Raw genomic sequence first — 18,073 nt, forward strand, 5'->3', positions numbered from 1 at the left:
CGGAGAACGAACATGTCAGATATCAAGGACAAGGTTATTGCCATCACGGGCGCAAGCAGCGGCATCGGCGAAGCCACGGCACTGATCCTGGCGGAGCGCGGCGCGAAGGTCGTGCTCGGCGCCCGCCGCGCCGATCGGCTGCAAGCGCTGGCGCAACGCATCACCGACAAGGGCGGCGAGGCCGTCTGCCTCGCCATGGACGTCAAGAAGCGCGAGGATCTCACAGCCCTCGTCGCCCTTGCCCGCGACACCTATGGCAGGATCGACGTGATGATCAACAATGCCGGAATCGGTCCGATCTCGCCTCTCGATGAGTTGCGAGTCGAGGATTGGGAGGAGATGATCGACGTCAACATCAAGGGTCCGCTCTATGGCATTGCCGCGGCCTTGCCGGTGTTCCGCCAACAGGGTTTTGGCCACTTCGTCAATACGCTCTCGACCGCCGGCCTCATCATCAAGCCGACCATGGCTGTCTATGCCGGCACGAAAAACGCCATGCGCACCATCGCCGAAGGCTTGCGGCTGGAGGCCGGCCCGCATCTGCGCGTCACCAACATTTCCCCGGGAATGATCAGGACTGATTTCGCCGACTCCATGACAAACCAAGGGATCAAAGCCGAGATGGCAAAACGCATGCGCGAGATGGCAATTTCACCCGATGCCATTGCCCGCGCCATCGCCTTTGCCATCGAGCAACCCGCCGATGTGGATATCAGCGACGTCGTGGTGCGGCCGACCGCGCAGGCGTGAGGTATCGTTGGCAGCGGCCGGAGAGTGTGGCTAAGGCCATCAAGGCATCACCTGTCGGTGACACCGGTCAGATCACCGGTGTCACAGCGTACTCACCCAGCCGCCTTATCGAGCACACTCCAGTCAAAACCGCGCGCCCAGTCGGCGTAGCTGTGCCAGCCGACGTCGGGGAAGTCGCGGCCCAGGGCGGCGATATCGGCGTCGTAGCCGGTACGATCGAACCATTCGAACATCAGCGCCGTATCCTCGCTCTGCTGCCGTATCGCCGTGATCGGCAATTCCCGGTAAGTGATAGGGCGGCCGAGCGCCTCGGTGAGGATCTTCGCCTGCTGCTCGCCCGACAATTCGTCGCCCGCAATGTCGAAACGCTTGCCGAACACCTGCTCTCGCCGCTCGGCCAGTGCCGCGACAAAAGCCCCGATGTCGTCGATGGTGATCTGCTGCAGCACGCGGGCGGGCGGCAGGGCGGCGGCATAGACCCCCTGGCGCAGGCCGTCGATCGCCCAGGGCGCCACGGTGTTCTCCATGAAGGCGACGGGTGCGCTGATCGTGTAGGGAATGCCGAGGCCAGCCACGTGCTTCTCGACCAGATACTTGCTGTCGAAATGCGGAATGCCGGTCTTGTTGTCGGCGTCGGCCACGGAGGAATAGATCAGGTGGCCGATGCCGGCGGCCTTCGCCGCATCGGCAACGGTGATACCCTGATGCGTCTCCGCTTCCGTCCCGGCCTCGTAGCTGCTGCCCATCAGGAACATCGTGTCGACGCCGCGCGCGGCCTCTATCACGGATGCGCCGACGTTAAGATCGCCGGCAACGACCTCCACCCCTGCCGCGGCCAGCCGCTTTGCGCCGTCGCTATCCGGCTTGCGTGATATCGCCTTGACGCGATGTCCCCGCGCGATCAGGGCGCGGACAACCGCGCCGCCTTGCTGGCCGGTGGCGCCCGTGACCAGAACGCTTCGTGTATTGCTCATCTGTCTGCTCCTTGTTGGACTGATGGAGCAAAGTTAGTGCCTGTCGCATTGAACCATAATGGCCTATAGTTGAGAAACATCGTGCCACACTGAGCTACAATGATCGATCTCAACGACATCATGATTTTCGCCCGAGTCACCGAAGCCGGCAGCTTCACCGCCGCTGCGCGCCTGCTCGGAATGCCGAAGACGACGGTCAGCCGCCGTATCGCCGCGCTTGAGCGCGAACTCGGCGTGCGGCTGCTGCAGCGCACGACCCGCAGCCTCAGCCTGACGGCATCAGGGCGCCTCTACTATGAGGAAAGCAGCCAGGCGCTGCGCACCATCGAAGACGCCAACCTGCGGCTCGCGGAAACGCGTGCGGAGCCTGCCGGCACGATCCGCATATCGGCACCGGTCGGCTTCGGCGGTCACTTCCTCCAGGATGCGATCTTCGAATTTCTTTCGACCTACCCGAAGACGAGGGTCGAGCTGCGCCTGACCGACGACAGGCTGAACCTCGTCGAAAACGGCATAGACCTCGCCTTCCGCACAGGCATCCTCGAGGATTCCACCTTGATCGCCCGCAAGCTCGGCTCGACGCATCGGCTTCTCTGTGCGAGCCCGGATTATCTCGTCCGCTGCGGATCACCCGATGTACCTGAAGATCTCGCCCACCACGACTGCGTCATCGCCGGCCAATCCGCCCATGCGCAATGGCTGCTGGAAGGTCCGCAGGGTCAGGAAACGATTGCGGTTTCGGGACGCTTTGCCGCCAATGAAATGCAGGCGGTGATGGCCGCGGCGATCGCCGGTCACGGCATTGCGCAATTGCCGCACGGCATCGCCGATGCCTGCATCAAGGACGGGCGGCTGCGCCGGGTTCTCGACGGCTACACGACGCCGGCCGGTGGCCTGCATGTCGTCTATCCCAGCAGCCGGCACCTGCCGCCTTTGGTCAAGGCATTCATCGAGCTGGCCGTCAGATGGCTGAACGCGATAACCGGCGACAGCGACGATTACGTGATCGTCTCGCGGTAGCTTTCGCGCCCCTCACACCTCTTTCAGCACCACCTTGCTGTCGAGGCTTCCGATCAAGGTTGCGCTCGCCTGGTTGAGGCCCGCGACCTCCACGGCGATGCCGTGTGCCCTGAAGCGCTGCACGACCTTGTCGAGCGCGGCAACGGCGGTGATGTCCCAGAAATGCGCCTCCGACACATCGATCAATACGGCCTTGCCGACTGCATCCTGAACGTCGAAGGCTTCGACGAAGACGTCGGCGGAAGCAAAGAACACCTGGCCGGATACGCGATAGATCAGCCGCCCGGCGGCTTGGTCGGGCGCCACGTCGACGCGCAGCAGGCTGGCGACCTTGAAGGTGAAGAACACGCCGCTGAGGAGAACGCCGACCGTCACCCCGAGCGCCAGATTGGCGGTGAAGACGGTGACGAGGACGGTTGCCACCATGACCGCGCTCGACATCCGGGGATGGACGATAACCGCTCTCAGCGACGACCAGTCGAACGTGTCGATCGATACCATGACCATGATCGCCACCAGCGCGGCGACGGGAACCTCGGAGACCCAAGGCTTCAGGAGCACCATCAGGATCAACAGGAACGCGCCGGCAAACAGCGTCGAGAGCCGGCCGCGCCCGCCATATTTCACGTTGCTCACCGTCTGGCCGATCATGCCGCAGCCGGCGATGCCACCGAACAGACTGGCGGCGGCGTTGGCGAGGCCGAGACCGGTGCATTCGCGGTTCTTCGAACTCGGCGTATCCGTGAGATCGTCGACGACGCTCGCCGTCATCATCGATTCCAGCAGTCCGACCATGGCAATGGCAAGCGCGGGTGCTGCAATGATCCGAAGCGTTTCCAGCGTCAGCGGCACTGCCGGCCAGCCGAACACCGGTAGCGAATCCGGCAGCTTGCCGAGATCGGCGACAGTGAGAACCGGAAGCCCGAGCGCTATCGAGGTGACGGTCAGGATCAGGATGCAGATCAGCGGCGACGGGATCGCGGTGGTGACCCGCGGCGTCAGATAGATGATGACGAGTCCGGCGATCAGCAGGGCGTATTCCATCCAGCCGACGCCGATGATGTGTGGCATCTGCGCGGCAAAGATCAGGATGGCAAGCGCATTGACGAAGCCGGTGCGGACGGATTTCGACACGAAGCGCATCAGCACGCCAAGCCGCAGCAGGCCGAACACGATCTGCATCATCCCCGCCAGCAGCCCGGCCGCAAAGAGATAGGGCAAACCGTGGGCATGCACCAGCGGTGCCGCGACCAACGCCACCGATCCGGCGGCGGCCGAAATCATCGCCGGGCGTCCGCCGGTAAACGCAATGACGATGCCGATCACGAAAGAGGCAAACAGGCCAACCTCGGGATCGACCCCTGCCACGAAGGAAAAGGCGATCACCTCGGGGATCAGAGCGAAGGTCGCCACCGCTCCGGCAAGCATTTCGCGCATGGGATTGGCGGACCAATCACGACGGATGGAGGAAAGCAGCATAGATGGATTCTCGCAAAGCACGGCCGGACCCGCTCTGCCGAGCGGTCGCGTAATGGCGTGCAGGTTTTGCGTTGTCTGGCGGATCGGCGGCCAGAAGAGCCACCCGGGATCTCACCGGGTCCGTGGTGAATGCCTGCGGTATAGACGAGATCTTTACTGCAGCGCAACATTCAAGTGCGAAGGACGAAAGCGAAAACGCACGAGCCGTCGGCCTCTCACCGGACGGCACTCTGCTCACCCATTCGCTTGGGCGCTGAGGAACCGGAAGTCCTCACTGCCAGAGGAAGTCCGGCCCCGTGCTCTGTGAGGTAAGCTTCAGCGTCCCGTCCGGCTGGACGACATAGGTCTCGAACACACGGTAACCGAAATCGCCAAGGAAGGTATTCTTGACCACCGTTCCCGGACGATAGGGCGAACGGAGAACCTTTCCACCATAGGTGAGGCTGCCGGGAAGAGGCTGCGGATCCCCTGCGCTGGCACAGGCCGAGAGAGCGAAGAGAACGGCAAGGAGCGCGTGTTTCATCCGAACTTCTCCTCGGGCAGGCGCAGCCGCCTGAGCGGCGTCGATTTCCCTTCTTATAACACGCAGCCTTGATGCTGTTCAGAACGCAGCCTTGCTGCTGTCGAAGTCTTTGCGTCGGGCCTCCGCCCGCGAGAGCGCGCTGGCGATCCTCTCATCGGTAAAGGGCTTGGAGATGACATCGAGCGCCCCTTCGATACCATGACCGACATTCTCGGGACTGCCGGTCACGAAGATGACGTCAACCCCATGGCGGTCGATCAGCCGGCGCGCGAGCTGGGCGCCGCTCAGCCCATCGGAGAGACTGAGATCGACGAGCGCGACATCGCTTCTTTTTGCGTGGGCGAGTGCCTGCTCCACCGTCGAAACCGGCCCGATGGTCTGGTGTCCGGCCTCTTGCGCAATGCGCTCGAGCTCCAGAGCGATAAAATTCTCATCTTCAACGATCATGACCTTCATGGATAAGCCTCCTCATAGACGGCCTGTCAGGCGCACTGCCGGTAGCGGCTACAACGCAACCGTCCCCGGAATGTTTCCACTTTGAGAAGAATATGTTGACGATCAACGGGCAGCGCCGCGTTACCGGTCCCGCTACAGGTCCTTGTGGAGGAACCAGCCAATGGCGCGGTCGCTCCGGCATCGGAAGAGCGGCAATCGCCGCACGGAAGGAATCCGGGGGTATCGCCCCTTCGTCATCCGTATCAACGATGGATAAGGCAATCGTCCCCAAAGTGTAAGACCGCCTCACCTCAGCCGTCCGTCGAACGCCTGTTGCGCCTTTCGAAATCACCCGCGCGGAATGGTTGAGGTTCAAGGGCCGTCGTGACCAGCGACATTACTCCGCCCGGGCAAACAACTCCCGGTCGCGGGCGCGGATGGGGTCGGTCCAGTCGCGTTCGAACCAGGGCGTGCCGCCGGGCTGGGGCGGGCGTTTAAGTTCCAGCGGACGGGCCGGGCCGTCGCTCGCTTCGGAGGCGACGCGGAAGACGTAGTGGTCGTACATCCTGAGCGCCTCGATCATGTAGCTGGTCGCAACCGTTCGGTCGCGCACGACGACGAGGTTCTCGCCGTTCTCGTCATCGGCGGGGTTCGAGAAATTGTAGGAGCCGAGATAGACGCGCGCCGTCGGCTTGTCGAAATCGAGCACGACGAATTTATGGTGCATGCGCGTGCCGCGCTGGTTGCCGTCGACGCCGGCAAGGCCCGAGGGTTCCGTCAGGAAGGGCGGCGGCACGTTGCCCGTCAAGGCGGCCGCCCGCACCACCCTGCGGCGATTGTCCGGCGTCAGCACGTTGAGGCCGAGATTGCCGGCGCGGACCTCGGCATCGGCGATGCCCATGACATGCACCTCGGGGCGTTCGAGCGCGCGGCCGAGCGCCGGACCGATCGCTCCTCTGGTCATCTGGCCGAGGAAAGCGAGCGAGAACAGCACGCTGGACTGGGCGGTATCGATATCGGCACCGATCTCGTCCAGCCGGCCATTGGCATCGCTGTGCGGCGAGAAGGCGACCTTGGCGTCGACGCCGTCGAGGCCGAGATCGATCCAACCGGCAGAACTTGCCGAGCTGCGGAAATCGGCGGCGCGTTTGGCGGTGAAATAACTCTCGAAGGCGGTGAAATAATCGTCGATCGCCTTTTCGCTGTGGACGGCGAGGCTGTTGTTCGATTGCACATAGAGCCCGCGCCAGCTGAGATTGGTCGAACCGTAAAGCACAGTCGAAATGCCGCCGCCACGGACCGCAATGGACTTCTGGTGCTGGAGGTTCGCCATATGCTGGCGTTTGACGTTGGCAGCACCCGCCGAGGCGATCAGCCGCTCCGCAGCTTTCGTCTCAGGCGAATCCGGTCGGCCGTGGCCGTCGGTGCGGGCGCTGTCGTCGATGATGATCTTCAGCTTCGGCCCCAGCGCCTCCAGCCGGGTGACCACCTCGGGCAGGTTGAGGTCATAGGCGATGACGCGCACCTCAGCGCCAGCCGCCTGCGCCCTGTCGAGCAGATCGAGCGTTTCAGCCCGCGCCTCGAAGCCCATCCAGGCCAGCGCCCGCTCGGCATCGGCGTGGGTCGGCACGAAGTCCAGCCCCTCATCGCCGACAGGCGGCACCAGCGTGATGATCGTCGGCGCGTCGGGGGCAAAATTGCGCACGAAGGCCTGCGACGAGACGAAGCCGCGGGTGAAGGCGACGTTGAGCTTGCCGGGAATGGTCTCGCGCATCAGCGCCAGTTCCGCCTCCTGTGCCTCGCCCGATGCCAGCCCGCCCGCCGCATCCATGAACTTCGGCGTGACTCGATAGAGAAACTTGCCGGGCAGATCGGCATTGAAGGGAAAATGCACCCAGCGGAATTTCTGGATCGGCGCCTCTGTCGTGCGGATGCCGTCGGCTGGAACCGGCTGGCCGGGAAAGCCGATACGGTTGCGCACGTTCTTGAAGAAGTCGGTGCCCGGCTCGCGATACTGGATGGCGAAACCGACGAAATCGATCGGCGGCCGGCCATTCTTCCAATCCATGCCGAGCAGCACCATGCCGTCGCCGCGATGGATGGTCAGCGCAAAAAGCGCCGCCGCATTCCTGCCGGTCACACGAAAATCCGTATCCATGCCCGCCTCCCCTGGAAATCGGGGAGAATCTAGCATGGTTCCGTGACAGTAAGGAGATATGTCGGTGAAATTTTGCGCGCAGAAGGTGCATGGAGGCGACGGTACGGAGCAAGCGCCAGCGGCGCCACGACCTGCCCAGCTGATGCGTCGTCATGAAAGCAGATTGCGGTTCGCCAGACTTTCAGACGGACCGCCGTACCCTCCTGCCGGGACGGAGGATACGGCCGGACCGACCCTACGGTTTCTCGTTTGCGCTCTCGGCCCTGAACGCCGCCTCACCGGCGTCGGAGACCTCGACCCACTTCTTGTCTGGCTCGGCATCCGGCACGTAGCTGTCGTGCCAGTTCCACCACTTGTAGGTCGGGGTCTGGGGATAGCCCTCGGGCGATTCCTCCCAGACTTCCTGGCGACCGAGCGGCGTGATGTCGAGATAGTTCCAGGTACCGCCCATCTGCTCGTCGCCGCGGTTGTTGATGAAATAGGTGCGGAAGATGCGCTCGCCGTCGCGGTAGAACACATTGGTGCCGTGCCACTCGTCGACGCCGAAGTCCTTGTCGAAGCTGTCGGTGATCGTGACCCACGGCATCGTCCAGCCCATCCGCGCCTTCAGCCGTGCAATATCGGCCTGCGGCGCGCGCGAGGCGAAGACCAGCGTCGTGTCGCGGGCGTTGAGATGGGCGACATGGGCGACCTGATCGGCCACCATCGAGCAGCCGCGGCAGGCATGTTCGGGCCAGCCGAACACGCCGGGCTCGTAGAAGGCGCGGTAAAGGATGAGCTGGTGTCTGTTGTCGAACAGGTCGAGCATGCTGACCTTGCCCTGAGGCCCCTCAAACGCATAGGCCTTCTCGACAGCCATCCACGGCATGCGCCGGCGCTCGGCGGCCAGCGCGTCGCGGGCGCGGGTCTCAGCCTTTTCCTTGACGAGCAGTTGCGCGCGGGCCGCCTCCCAGGCCTGCGGCGACACGACCGGTGGCTTGTGCATGGCTTGTCCGCTTTTTCCATTCTCGGCTGAAGCAGTCATGGCGTTCAATCTCCTCATTGGGGCGATTTCTGGGGGCTTGGAAGCCCGGTTCATCGCGCATTGGTCTGCGATACTTTCGCATCGGAAATCGAACAGGGGGAGTAACAAGTGTGACCGTATTCCATGAAATACCGCCGGTCGCAGCCTTGGCGCGCAAGTGGGTTGAGCGGGAGCGCGTCCATTAGCGCAATCTTGTTTACGAATTGCACACGTGCTAAAACGCGACAAAACGGCGCATACGAACCCTGATCAAACCGAGATCGTGCCCGTGAATATTATTATCGCGACTGTTGCTACGCTTGTCATTGGCGTCCTGCCGGCATGGGCAGGTCCTTTGCATCAGGCGACCAAGGACGGCGATATCGCCCGCGTCACACAGTTGCTGGACCAGGGCTCCGATCTGTCGGAGCTCGATGAGGCGGGCGAGCCGGCGCTGATTATCGCGTCATTGGCGGGCCATGCCGATGTCGTCGTTCTTTTACTGGATCGCGGCGCCGACATCGAAATTCGCAACAAGGGTGGGCTGACGGCGCTGCATGCAGCAGCCTATGGAGGAAATCTGGAGGTGGTGAAACGGCTTGTCGCCGAGGGAGCTGACTTCAACGACAGGAAGAATTTCTATCAGATGTCGCCGCTGCACGCCGCCGCCGAAGAGGGCCGCACCGACGTCGTCGCTTTTCTGCTGACGAAGAGCGCGGATGTCGAAGCGACGGAAAGAAACGGGTACACGCCTCTCACCCAAGCGGGGTGGCGGGCGCATTGGGACACGGCCAAATTACTCATGGAAGCCGGTGCTGTTTGCCAGAAAGCCGAGCTTGTGGGCGAACCGCTCTACAAGGAATGCACCAAACGGCAATAGCATTTCGCTGGAGTAACAGACCGCGTCCGGGAACGGAGCTTGTTATGTCTTACCATGTGCAAAAATGCGGCCATATGCGAAAATCCGGAAAGCGAATGGGCGTGGCTGTTGGCGCTGCGGTCTTGCTGCTTTTCTTCCTTCAGCCTGCGGGGGCCGAGGAACTCATCAATACCGGCTATTTCGGCGATGTCGCGATCAAGGGCTACGACCCGGTCGCCTATTTCACTGAAAACCAGGCCGTCGAAGGATCCGAGACATATTCCCACCACTGGCTTGGCGCGACCTGGTATTTCGCCAGCGCTGGAAATCGCGACCTCTTCAAGGGCGATCCATCCAAATATGCGCCGCAATATGGCGGCTATTGCGCTGACGGCGTGTCTTTCGGGACAGTGACCACCAATATCGATCCGAAAGCTTGGCGGATCATCGATGGCAAACTGTACCTGAGCTATGACCCCGGGGCAGCCGAAGGCATGGAGAAAAATCCGACCAAGGTGACCGACTCGAAGAAGCATTGGTCCGAAGTTCAGCAGACGCTGATTTCGGAGAAGATGCACACCGTCTGGCAACAACCGGATACGAAATGAAGCCGCAACGCCCGACCCGTCAGGGTGTGGGTGAAAAGAACGTCAAGGCGCGCGGCGTGACATGGACGTATGGCCTGTCACGCTGCTCACCTGACGTGTTGCGGTAAACATATCCGCACACCATCCGGTCGAGGAAATAGCCTTCGAATTTTTCGCAGAGACTGTCGCCTCGCACCTCGACGATACCGGTGATGTTGGTATTCGCACTGCGATAGGCAGTGTTTCCAGCCCTGTCGAAGTACTGGGTGAAATCCGTGCCGTTCTTGTGTTTGCCGGTCCAGCTCTTGCCATCGACAAGATTGCGCAGGTCTGCCTCGCCGAGCCTGTCGGCTTGACTGCCTGTAAAACCGAACGGCCATTCGGGAATGCCGGCCTTTCGCAATGCGGCCAGATGGCGCTGCAGATCGCCGTCCCGCCAGTAATCATAGAGATAGCCGTAATAGGTGAGATTGCCTTCCGGGAAGAGCTCCAGCAGCTTTGCCGTCTCCGCTGCAGCCTTGGTTTCATTGCCCTGGTCGGCATAGGCCGCCGCCAGGTATTCGCGTGCCGGCTCGACCTTCGGCAGGCTGTCGAGCGTCGGCTCTATCAGAGAGATCGCGCGCTGATCGTCACCCGCGGTATAAAAGACGATCCCCGCCAGCAGTTGAAAACTCGACGCCGGCGAAGGGTCGAGCCGCAAAGCCTTTTCCATCTCCGTGATCGCCTGCCCGCTGCTTCCGGTGTGGACCAGGATGAGAGCGAGGTTGGCGGCGGCCTCCGCATCGTTCGGCTCCATCGCAACCGCCATGTTGGCGGAATTTTTGGCCTCCGTCTCGCGTCCATCCACCCATTGCAGCAGGGCAAGCACCGTGTGCGCCCTGGCATTGTTGGGATCCAGTTTGAGCGCCTGCCCGGCGGCGTCATAGGCGATCTTGCGGGCGACGGCAGCCGACCAGAGGTAATTATAGTCGTTGCGCCAGACATCGACGGCGACGCGCGCGATTCCCGCGTGGGCATTGGCAAAGCCCGGATCAAGATCGATCGCTTTCTGGTAGAAAGACAGGGTCCGGCGATAGGTATCGACATCCCTCAAGATGAAACCCTCCTGCTCGGCCCGCATGTAAAAATCGTAGGCTTCGAGATTTTCGGTCGGGATCCGGGCCAGTTGGTCGCGCTCGCGGGCGCTGAGCTTGACCGACAGGGCCGAGATGATCTTACCGATCACATCGTCCTGAACGGCGAAGAGGTCGGCATATTGGCGATCGTAGCGTTCGGCCCAGAGCGACAAGCCGCTGACTGCGTCGATCAGTTTGACATTGATCCGTAGCCGCGGCCCGGCGCGTTGCAAGGTTCCTTCGAGCACATATTGAACGCCGAGTTCGGTGGCCACGTCCTGGATCTTGCCGACGGAGCCCTGGATGGCGAAGACCGAGTGGCGGGCGATGACGAAGAGGCCCGATACTTTGGACAATTCGGTGATCAGATCGTCCGTCAAACCCTCTGCGAGATGGTCGTGCTCGCTGTCGCCGCTGACATTGATGAAGGGCAGAACCGCGACCGAGGGCCTGTCCGGCAACGGATAGGCAAAACGTTCGCCAGGCCCCGGCGGCTTTGCCGGCATCCATGGCTGCCACCAGAGTGCTGCGCCCGCAAGCGCGAGGACAACAATGGCCGCTGCGATGCCCGCAACAAGACGGCGTCTCGGCAGCCGCCTGCGGGTTTTGAGGGTTTTGCCGGCAGCAGTCGGGTCAAGCAGGATGCGATAGACCCGGATCGGTTCGGTGATGCTCTTTAACCGCTGTTCGCCGAGCGAAGCGAAACCGACCGGGATTTTCGATTTCACCTGGTCGTATGTCGTGCCCGATATGGCGATACCGCCCGGTTCGGCCAGCGCCTGTATTCGATCGGCGATATTGACGCCGTCGCCCTGGATGTCTTCGCCCTCGACGATGATATCGCCGAGATTGATGCCGATCCGGAACTCGAGCCGATGCTCCGGCAGCGACGCGGCACTCTGCGTGGCTTTCAGTTGCTGAACCTCCACCGCGCAGCGCAAGGCATCGACGACACTCTGAAATTCGACCAGCAGACCATCGCCCATGGTTTTGACCAGCCGGCCATGGTGACGCTCGATCGCCGGCTCGAAGACATCGTTCTGGTCCGCCTGAAAACGCGCACGAGTGCCCTCTTCATCGATCTGGCTCAATCGACTGTAACCGACGACATCAGCGATCAGGATTGCTGCAAGACGGCGCTCCATCCCCGGTCTTTCCTGGAGAGCGAATGTATTACTAACAATATGCTACAGTATGTCCCAGCGCGATGCTATCGTCGGCGGTCGCGATATTCAACTTAGCGATGATATCGGATCACGCCTGACAAAGCAGATGTCTGCCGCCTACCAATTACCAGGCTCCGCGGTGTAATCGGTACTGGCGAATTCATCCGCCTTTTCCCGAGCCCGGTCGGTTTCGGGTCTGAGCGGGCACGGAATTATTGCACGCCGAGGCTGTTCAATTCACCCTTCGCGCCGTCATATTCCATGTATGTCGTAGGGCAGGAGGACAAGGCAGCCTCGAAACGTTGGCGTGCCTCCTGGGTGTTGCCACCCAACAGATACCATTCGCCATTGTAAAATGTGGCCTCGCAACGTTGGTTGCTATCGGCCGCCTTCGCCATCAGTTCATCCGGTTTCAAATCGCCGAGAAAGAGACTGAAAACGGGATAGGGCCATGTTCCCTGGTCGGTTTTACTGGCCGCGATCTTGAGATCGGCGATTGCCTTTGTATCATTGCCCCGGCTTTGAGCCATAAAGCGCCAGAGATGATAATAGGGAGCCGTCGGGGGATTCTCGGCTGTCCTAACGGCGAACCCTGTCGCGGCTTGCTCGTACTTTCCTGCGAAATAGTTCGCCATGGGGTCATTGACGATGAATTGACGTGTATTGCTGATCGGCCAAAGCGATGCCGCCGCTATAATAACGAACAGAGTGCTGAAGGCTGTCGCCGCCGCGCCGAAACGAGGCGTCGGGCGTTCTCTCGGCCAGAAAGCCAACAGCAGGGACGATAGCGCGGCCCCGATCAAGGCGCCGCCGAAATGTCCGGCATAATCGATGTTCTCACCGCCTCTTGCTGCCGAAAGGAATGGCAGCAGGGAGGGAATGAGAATTTGAGCTGCCCCGATCCGCAGGGTATCTGCAATCGGCCCTGAGCGGAAACGGAAGCTGGCAGCGATCACGGCTGCAAAAAGTCCGACAATCCCGCCGGAGGCGCCGACCCCGATCGTGTTCGGCGCATTGATCCACACCGATGCGACAGACCCGCCAAGGGCACTTGCGAAAAAAATCGCTGCAAACCAGCGCCAGCCGATCAGCCGTTCAAAGAGCCCTCCTGCGAACCATAAGGAAACGCAATTGAACGCGAGATGGAGGATACCTCCATGCATGAAGGGTGCGGTAAACAGCCGCCACCATTGACCATGCTCGACAATGCTTTGACGAAACGTCCCACCGAGGACGAAGAGAGTCCAATTGGTGGGAGTGCCGGCGACGGGCGGCTCGAGACCGAAGGTTAGTTCGCCGGCATAGACCGCAATCAGAGTGGCGAGAAGAATGTAGGTGAATATAGGATGCCCGCCGCTGTTGAGAGCGGGTTCCAGCGCTTCGTCTTCGTCGTTCGGGGCAATCGAGCCATCCTCCTGCATGGCTTGGCGTTCGGCTTCGTAAGCTTCGGACAGCAATTCGACGAACTGATCGAATATCGTATTCGGATTGCCCCGCAACACCTGCAGAGGGATGCTGACCTTGGCGCGTGAACCGGTGAGCCATTCCGGCAGCCGGCCCACCAACCACTGCCTAGTCAAGGTCCTGGCGGCAATGGGCTCAAGGTGAAGAACGATGACATCCGAATATTTGGCTTGAACTCTGTCAAAGCTTCGGATGGCAGACCACGGCAATATCTGGTCGGGAAAATTCGGCGCACGGATTCCGGCTGTTGAAATGATCAGTCCCGGCCGCTTCGAGAGGAGTTTGGGCAATGCCAGCGATGCGAGGATGCAAAATAACGCCAACCACAACGATACGAAGAACCAAATGACATGAGGATCCTTGTCTCTGGGTGGATGGAAACCTAACCAGATGACTCCCGCCGTAGTGGCAACCATAACCAAGAAGACCAGGAGCAATTTTCCTTTGTTGTAGACGTATTCCGTTCTGCGCAATTCTTCAGGCTTCATCCAAAATTCTCGCTAAAAAAGTATCGACTGCACCTTGTAGACAAGGTGATGACATTGAATCGAATTTATCTAGTGGAAGTAGCATTTTGCAAGGCGAGTTTCGACATCACCAGCAAGATGAATGCTTCATAATTCGATATGAAATACTTCAATCCATCGTCACCCCAGACCATCAGCAGAGTTGCCAAAAGCAGGCGAGTGTCGGAAGCTTGTTTTTTGTCTATCAGGCGACGGGTTGCTACAGATGACGACAGCCTCCTCTACGGAGCCGGCCAGGCACGGCAGCGCCAGGATCTGCCGCGGCTGTTGGGACCAGATGCATATGCCGATCCCGATCGGCGGTGCGCTTGCCTTGCCCTTCCGTGCCTTCGGCATCACCCGCAGCAAGATGAACCCCGATATCTGCACGATCTGCGAACGCTCCTTCCAATATGTCAAGAAGCAGCGCCAGATCACCGTCGACGCCTCCATCCTGTTTGCCGATATCAGGGGCTTCACGGATCTTTCGGAGCGCATCGAGGCAGTGCAACTGAGCGAGATCGTCAGCCTGTTCCAGGATCGCTGCGCGCAGGCGATCTGGGCGCATGACGGCATCGTCAACAAGCAGATGGGCGACGGCCTGATGGCGATCTTCAATTTCCCGATCGTCCGAAAGGATCATGCCGGCGCCGCGATCCTGGCCGCGCAGGAGATCCAGCGAAACTGCGCCGCCGCGCTGAACGGTCTGGCGCTCGAGGCATTGCCCGGCCGCACCCTCGGCGTCGGCGTCGGCATCCATTCCGGTGAGGTCCAGATCGGCGAATTCTCAAGCTTCCGCAGCGATTTCACCGCCATCGGCGGCGTCGTCAATCAGGCCGCAAGGCTGGAATCCCAGGCCGCCGCCGGTGAGATTCTGATCTCTTCTGAAACGGCGGCGAAGGCTGCCCCACTTGTTGCCGGAGCGGAAGAGCGCACGCTCACGCTCAAGGGCATCGAGCAGCAGGTGCAGGCGCGTGTGTTGATCAAACGCTGAGCGATTGCGACCACGCCACGATCTCTTCGAAGAGGATGCCGGCCGCGTGAAGACTGAATGTAGCCGGCGTCGCTCCTCCTATACTGGAGGGTTCACAACCGCGGCTTCGGCCCCGTCTTCATCATCATCGAGCGGCACGCCGGCTTCCAGCGCGGCCAGGATGAAGGCCTGCCGCACCGTCTCGGCCGGCATCCGTCCGGCAAGCCAGGCGCGGCAGAAATCGATCGCCCTTTGCTGGTGGACGCCACCATTGACCGGCCAGTCCGAGACGAGTGCATAAAGCGCATCCTGCGGTGAGCGAAGAACCAGCCGTTCGCCGGTATCAAGGTCGATCGAGATGGGGTTTTCCCAGAAGGCGGAATGGTCGCTAATGGCAGTCGCACCTGCAGCTGAGTTGACAGGAAACTAACTGCGGAAGGCCGATTTCGGTTCCGATACGAGGGGCGGACGATTGCGGCGCGGCATTGCACGAATGCCGCCGAGCTTTCGGCGAAGAAACGACGGGCGCGAATGGATATTGAAGTCGGGATCGCCGGCCAATGCCTCAATTTTGGCGGGGCCGATCTCGATGGTTGCGGCCCGGCTGTCAGCCTGGCAGCTTGCAGCCCTTGCTCATTCCAGCGGACTGCATGGCGGAAACCTTGCCTTTGGACGCAGCAATTTCCCCTTCCTTGTCTCCGCCGGCGACGCTGCCGATGGGGACGCCGACGAGGAAGACACCGAAAGCATCGCCGTTCGCTGCGCTAATCTGCTGCTTGGAAAGGTCGTCGAGCTTGGCCTTCTCTTTCTTGAGTTCCACGGCAAGCGCCTCGCAGCTGAGATTCGTATAGGCCGCCATCGGAATATCGACCTGGACGATGGCGTCAGGACGTTTGGCGCAGCCGGCCAGCGCCGCGGCGGCCGAGAATGCAATGATTATCTTGTTCATGAATGGTCCCCAATTCCAGCAGCAGCTGTAACATCGGCGCGCGCAATGCGGGAGGCGGCAGAGCCTTCAACCACAGACTTTTATTTATCGACACTTTCCATTTCGGCTTGGCATTGCTGGCGATGCTCCCCGATTGATATCCGGAGTTTGCATGATAGCCGGCACGCCTACCGCCCCGTTAGTTTCCGCGCTTGACCTCCGCGCACGGCCTCTACCTAAAAGCCCGACTGCTATGCAAAGGAGGCTCCGGTGTCGGTACCCATTGAGGACTACGCGCTCATTGGCGATTGCGAAACCGCCGCACTCGTCTCGAAGAACGGCTCGATCGACTGGCTCTGTTTTCCGCGCTTCGATTCCCCCGCCTGTTTTGCCGCCCTGCTCGGCGCCGAGGATAACGGCTTCTGGTCGCTGTCACCGTCAGGTGAAAATGTCCGCGTCACGCGCCGCTACCGCAACGACACGCTCATTCTCGAAACCGAGTTTCAGACTGAGACCGGCACCGCCGTTCTCATCGACTTCATGCCGCTTCGCGATGGCACGAGCGATCTCATGCGCATCGTCGAGGGCAAGAGCGGCACCGTCGCCTTCGATATGGAGCTCAACCTTCGCTTCGATTACGGCCGAACCGTTCCCTGGGTCACGCATGGCAAGGATGGCGGCATCACCGCCATTGCCGGCCCGGACAGGCTAACCCTGAATTGCGCCGTCCCGCTCGAAGGCCGCGGCATGAGCACGGTCGGCTCCTTCCAGGTTGCCGCTGGCGAGAGCCAGATCTTCACCCTGACCTGGTCCCCCTCGCATATGCCGCAGCCGGCGCAGCGGCAGGTGGAATATGCGCTGCCGGACACGGAGGAATTCTGGCAATCCTTTGCCGCGAAATGCCCGAAAGTGGGTCGGTGGACGGAACAGGTCAAACGCTCGCTCATCACGCTCAAGGCACTGACCTACATGCCGACGGGCGGCATCGTCGCCGCGGCGACAACCTCCCTCCCCGAAAAGATCGGCGGGCCGCGCAACTGGGACTACCGCTATTGCTGGCTGCGGGACGCGACGCTGACCCTGCTCGCCCTTATGAAACTCGGCTATTACGAGGAAGCCAGTGCCTGGCGCAACTGGCTGCTGCGCGCGGTCGCCGGCGCCCCGGCGCAGATGCAGATCATGTATGGCGTCGCCGGCGAGCGCAATCTGCTGGAATGGCAGGTTCCCTGGCTGAGTGGCTACGAGGGCTCGGCACCCGTACGCATCGGCAATGCCGCTGCCGAACAGGTGCAGCTCGATGTCTATGGCGAGGTGGCCGACGCCATGCTGCAGGCCCGCAAGGGCGGGCTTCCGCCGCATCACCGCGGACGCGAACTGGCAGCGGCCATTCTGCCCTTTCTCGAAAAAGTCTGGGTGGAGCCCGATGAAGGCATCTGGGAGGTGCGCGGCCAGCGCCAGCATTTCACCTATTCGAAGGTCATGGCCTGGGTGGCCTTCGACCGCGCCGTCCAGATTGCCGAGGCGGACGGCGAGCCCGAGGCTGCCGCACGTTGGCGCACGCTCGCAGATCACATCCATGCCGAGGTTTGCGAGAAGGCTTTCGATCCCGAACTCGGCTGTTTCGTGCAGGCCTACGGCTCCAAGGCGCTTGATGCCAGCCTGCTGCATCTCGGCATGGTCGGCTTCATCCCGCCTGATGATGCGCGCTATGTCGCGACAGTCGAGGCGATCGAGCGCAAGCTGCTGCGCGATGGCCTGCTGCTGCGCTACGAGACGCAGGAGGTGGACGACGGCCTGCCGCCAGGCGAAGGCGCGTTCCTCGCCTGCAGCTTCTGGCTCGTCGACGCCCTCGGCATGATCGGCCGCCGCGACGATGCGCTGCGCCTGTTCGAGCGGCTGCTTTCTATCTGCAACGATGTCGGGCTTCTGGCGGAAGAATATGATCCCGCCGCCCGCCGCATGCTCGGCAACTTCCCGCAGGCCTTCAGCCATGTCGGGTTGATCAACAGTGCGTTGAACCTCGCGCGGCTGGAGGGGCCGGCGGACCAGCGTTCGGCTTGATGATATACTCGGCTTGGTCATTGGGAGACCGGCGGAAGAACACCCGGCGTAGTGGTAAGGCGAGGTTAGCGC

At 61.5% G+C, this 18,073-nt stretch carries 16 protein-coding genes and 1 other annotated feature; of the genes, 6 read left to right on the forward strand and 10 right to left on the reverse strand.

Annotation, left to right across the window (positions count from 1 at the left end):
* The first annotated feature begins 12 nt into the window (after positions 1-12).
* Complete coding sequence (locus RL_RS15210; protein ID WP_011652461.1) at positions 13-750, forward strand: SDR family oxidoreductase; 738 nt, start codon at positions 13-15, stop codon at positions 748-750.
* Positions 751-842: 92 nt separating this feature from the next.
* On the opposite strand, the gene RL_RS15215 is transcribed toward RL_RS15210, so the two are convergent.
* Positions 843-1,724 carry an NmrA/HSCARG family protein gene (locus RL_RS15215; RefSeq protein ID WP_011652462.1) on the reverse strand — a complete coding sequence of 294 codons (882 nt, stop codon included), beginning with the start codon at positions 1,722-1,724 and terminating at the stop codon, positions 843-845.
* Between the two features lie 99 nt (positions 1,725-1,823).
* Between RL_RS15215 and RL_RS15220 the strand changes: the two genes are divergently transcribed.
* Positions 1,824-2,744 (forward strand): LysR family transcriptional regulator, encoded by a 921-nt coding sequence (locus tag RL_RS15220; RefSeq protein ID WP_041936367.1) that lies wholly within the window; start codon positions 1,824-1,826, stop codon positions 2,742-2,744.
* Between the two features lie 12 nt (positions 2,745-2,756).
* On the opposite strand, the gene RL_RS15225 is transcribed toward RL_RS15220, so the two are convergent.
* The 5 genes from RL_RS15225 to RL_RS15245 all read right to left on the reverse strand — a co-directional run bounded on the left by RL_RS15225 (position 2,757) and on the right by RL_RS15245 (position 8,363).
* On the reverse strand, positions 2,757-4,223 hold the full coding sequence (locus tag RL_RS15225) for a SulP family inorganic anion transporter (RefSeq protein WP_011652464.1): 1,467 nt from the start codon (positions 4,221-4,223) through the stop codon (positions 2,757-2,759).
* Positions 4,224-4,292: 69 nt separating this feature from the next.
* Positions 4,293-4,348, reverse strand: a sequence feature (sul1 is cis-regulatory element that is thought to sense ions involved in sulfur or methionine metabolism; They are found in Alphaproteobacteria).
* 146 nt (positions 4,349-4,494) lie between these two features.
* Entirely contained in the window at positions 4,495-4,746 is a 252-nt protein-coding gene (locus RL_RS15230; protein ID WP_011652465.1) for a hypothetical protein, read from the reverse strand.
* 78 nt (positions 4,747-4,824) lie between these two features.
* A complete protein-coding gene (locus RL_RS15235) occupies positions 4,825-5,202 on the reverse strand; it encodes a response regulator (protein WP_011652466.1) in 378 nt (125 codons plus the stop codon).
* A gap of 376 nt (positions 5,203-5,578) precedes the next feature.
* Positions 5,579-7,339 (reverse strand): phospholipase D-like domain-containing protein, encoded by a 1,761-nt coding sequence (locus RL_RS15240; protein ID WP_011652467.1) that lies wholly within the window; start codon positions 7,337-7,339, stop codon positions 5,579-5,581.
* A gap of 235 nt (positions 7,340-7,574) precedes the next feature.
* Positions 7,575-8,363 (reverse strand): DUF899 domain-containing protein, encoded by a 789-nt coding sequence (locus RL_RS15245; RefSeq protein WP_003540756.1) that lies wholly within the window; start codon positions 8,361-8,363, stop codon positions 7,575-7,577.
* Between the two features lie 211 nt (positions 8,364-8,574).
* On the opposite strand from RL_RS15245, the gene RL_RS15250 reads away from it, so the two are divergent.
* Together RL_RS15250 and RL_RS15255 are read left to right on the forward strand one after the other, a co-directional pair.
* Positions 8,575-9,222 (forward strand): ankyrin repeat domain-containing protein, encoded by a 648-nt coding sequence (locus tag RL_RS15250; RefSeq protein ID WP_086935554.1) that lies wholly within the window; start codon positions 8,575-8,577, stop codon positions 9,220-9,222.
* A 95-nt stretch (positions 9,223-9,317) separates the two neighbouring features.
* Positions 9,318-9,809 (forward strand): YHS domain-containing (seleno)protein, encoded by a 492-nt coding sequence (locus RL_RS15255; protein ID WP_011652469.1) that lies wholly within the window; start codon positions 9,318-9,320, stop codon positions 9,807-9,809.
* A 19-nt stretch (positions 9,810-9,828) separates the two neighbouring features.
* Here RL_RS15255 and RL_RS15260 read toward each other — a convergent pair whose 3' ends face one another.
* Together RL_RS15260 and RL_RS15265 are read right to left on the reverse strand one after the other, a co-directional pair.
* Positions 9,829-12,048, reverse strand: a complete 2,220-nt coding sequence (locus RL_RS15260; protein ID WP_011652470.1) for an adenylate/guanylate cyclase domain-containing protein — start codon at positions 12,046-12,048, stop codon at positions 9,829-9,831.
* 233 nt (positions 12,049-12,281) lie between these two features.
* Positions 12,282-14,021 carry a rhomboid family intramembrane serine protease gene (locus tag RL_RS15265; protein ID WP_011652471.1) on the reverse strand — a complete coding sequence of 580 codons (1,740 nt, stop codon included), beginning with the start codon at positions 14,019-14,021 and terminating at the stop codon, positions 12,282-12,284.
* Between the two features lie 244 nt (positions 14,022-14,265).
* On the opposite strand from RL_RS15265, the gene RL_RS15270 reads away from it, so the two are divergent.
* Entirely contained in the window at positions 14,266-15,033 is a 768-nt protein-coding gene (locus RL_RS15270) for an adenylate/guanylate cyclase domain-containing protein (protein ID WP_041936368.1), read from the forward strand.
* Positions 15,034-15,111: 78 nt separating this feature from the next.
* On the opposite strand, the gene RL_RS15275 is transcribed toward RL_RS15270, so the two are convergent.
* Both RL_RS15275 and RL_RS15280 read right to left on the reverse strand, forming a co-directional pair.
* Positions 15,112-15,405: a DUF982 domain-containing protein gene (locus RL_RS15275; RefSeq protein WP_315860303.1), complete on the reverse strand. Its 294-nt coding sequence runs from the start codon at positions 15,403-15,405 to the stop codon at positions 15,112-15,114.
* A 214-nt stretch (positions 15,406-15,619) separates the two neighbouring features.
* Complete coding sequence (locus RL_RS15280) at positions 15,620-15,961, reverse strand: lipoprotein (RefSeq protein WP_011652474.1); 342 nt, start codon at positions 15,959-15,961, stop codon at positions 15,620-15,622.
* A gap of 249 nt (positions 15,962-16,210) precedes the next feature.
* Between RL_RS15280 and RL_RS15285 the strand changes: the two genes are divergently transcribed.
* Positions 16,211-18,001 carry a glycoside hydrolase family 15 protein gene (locus RL_RS15285; protein ID WP_011652475.1) on the forward strand — a complete coding sequence of 597 codons (1,791 nt, stop codon included), beginning with the start codon at positions 16,211-16,213 and terminating at the stop codon, positions 17,999-18,001.
* Positions 18,002-18,073: the final 72 nt, after the last annotated feature.

The organism is Rhizobium johnstonii 3841 (assembly GCF_000009265.1).
Classification (GTDB): domain Bacteria; phylum Pseudomonadota; class Alphaproteobacteria; order Rhizobiales; family Rhizobiaceae; genus Rhizobium; species Rhizobium acaciae.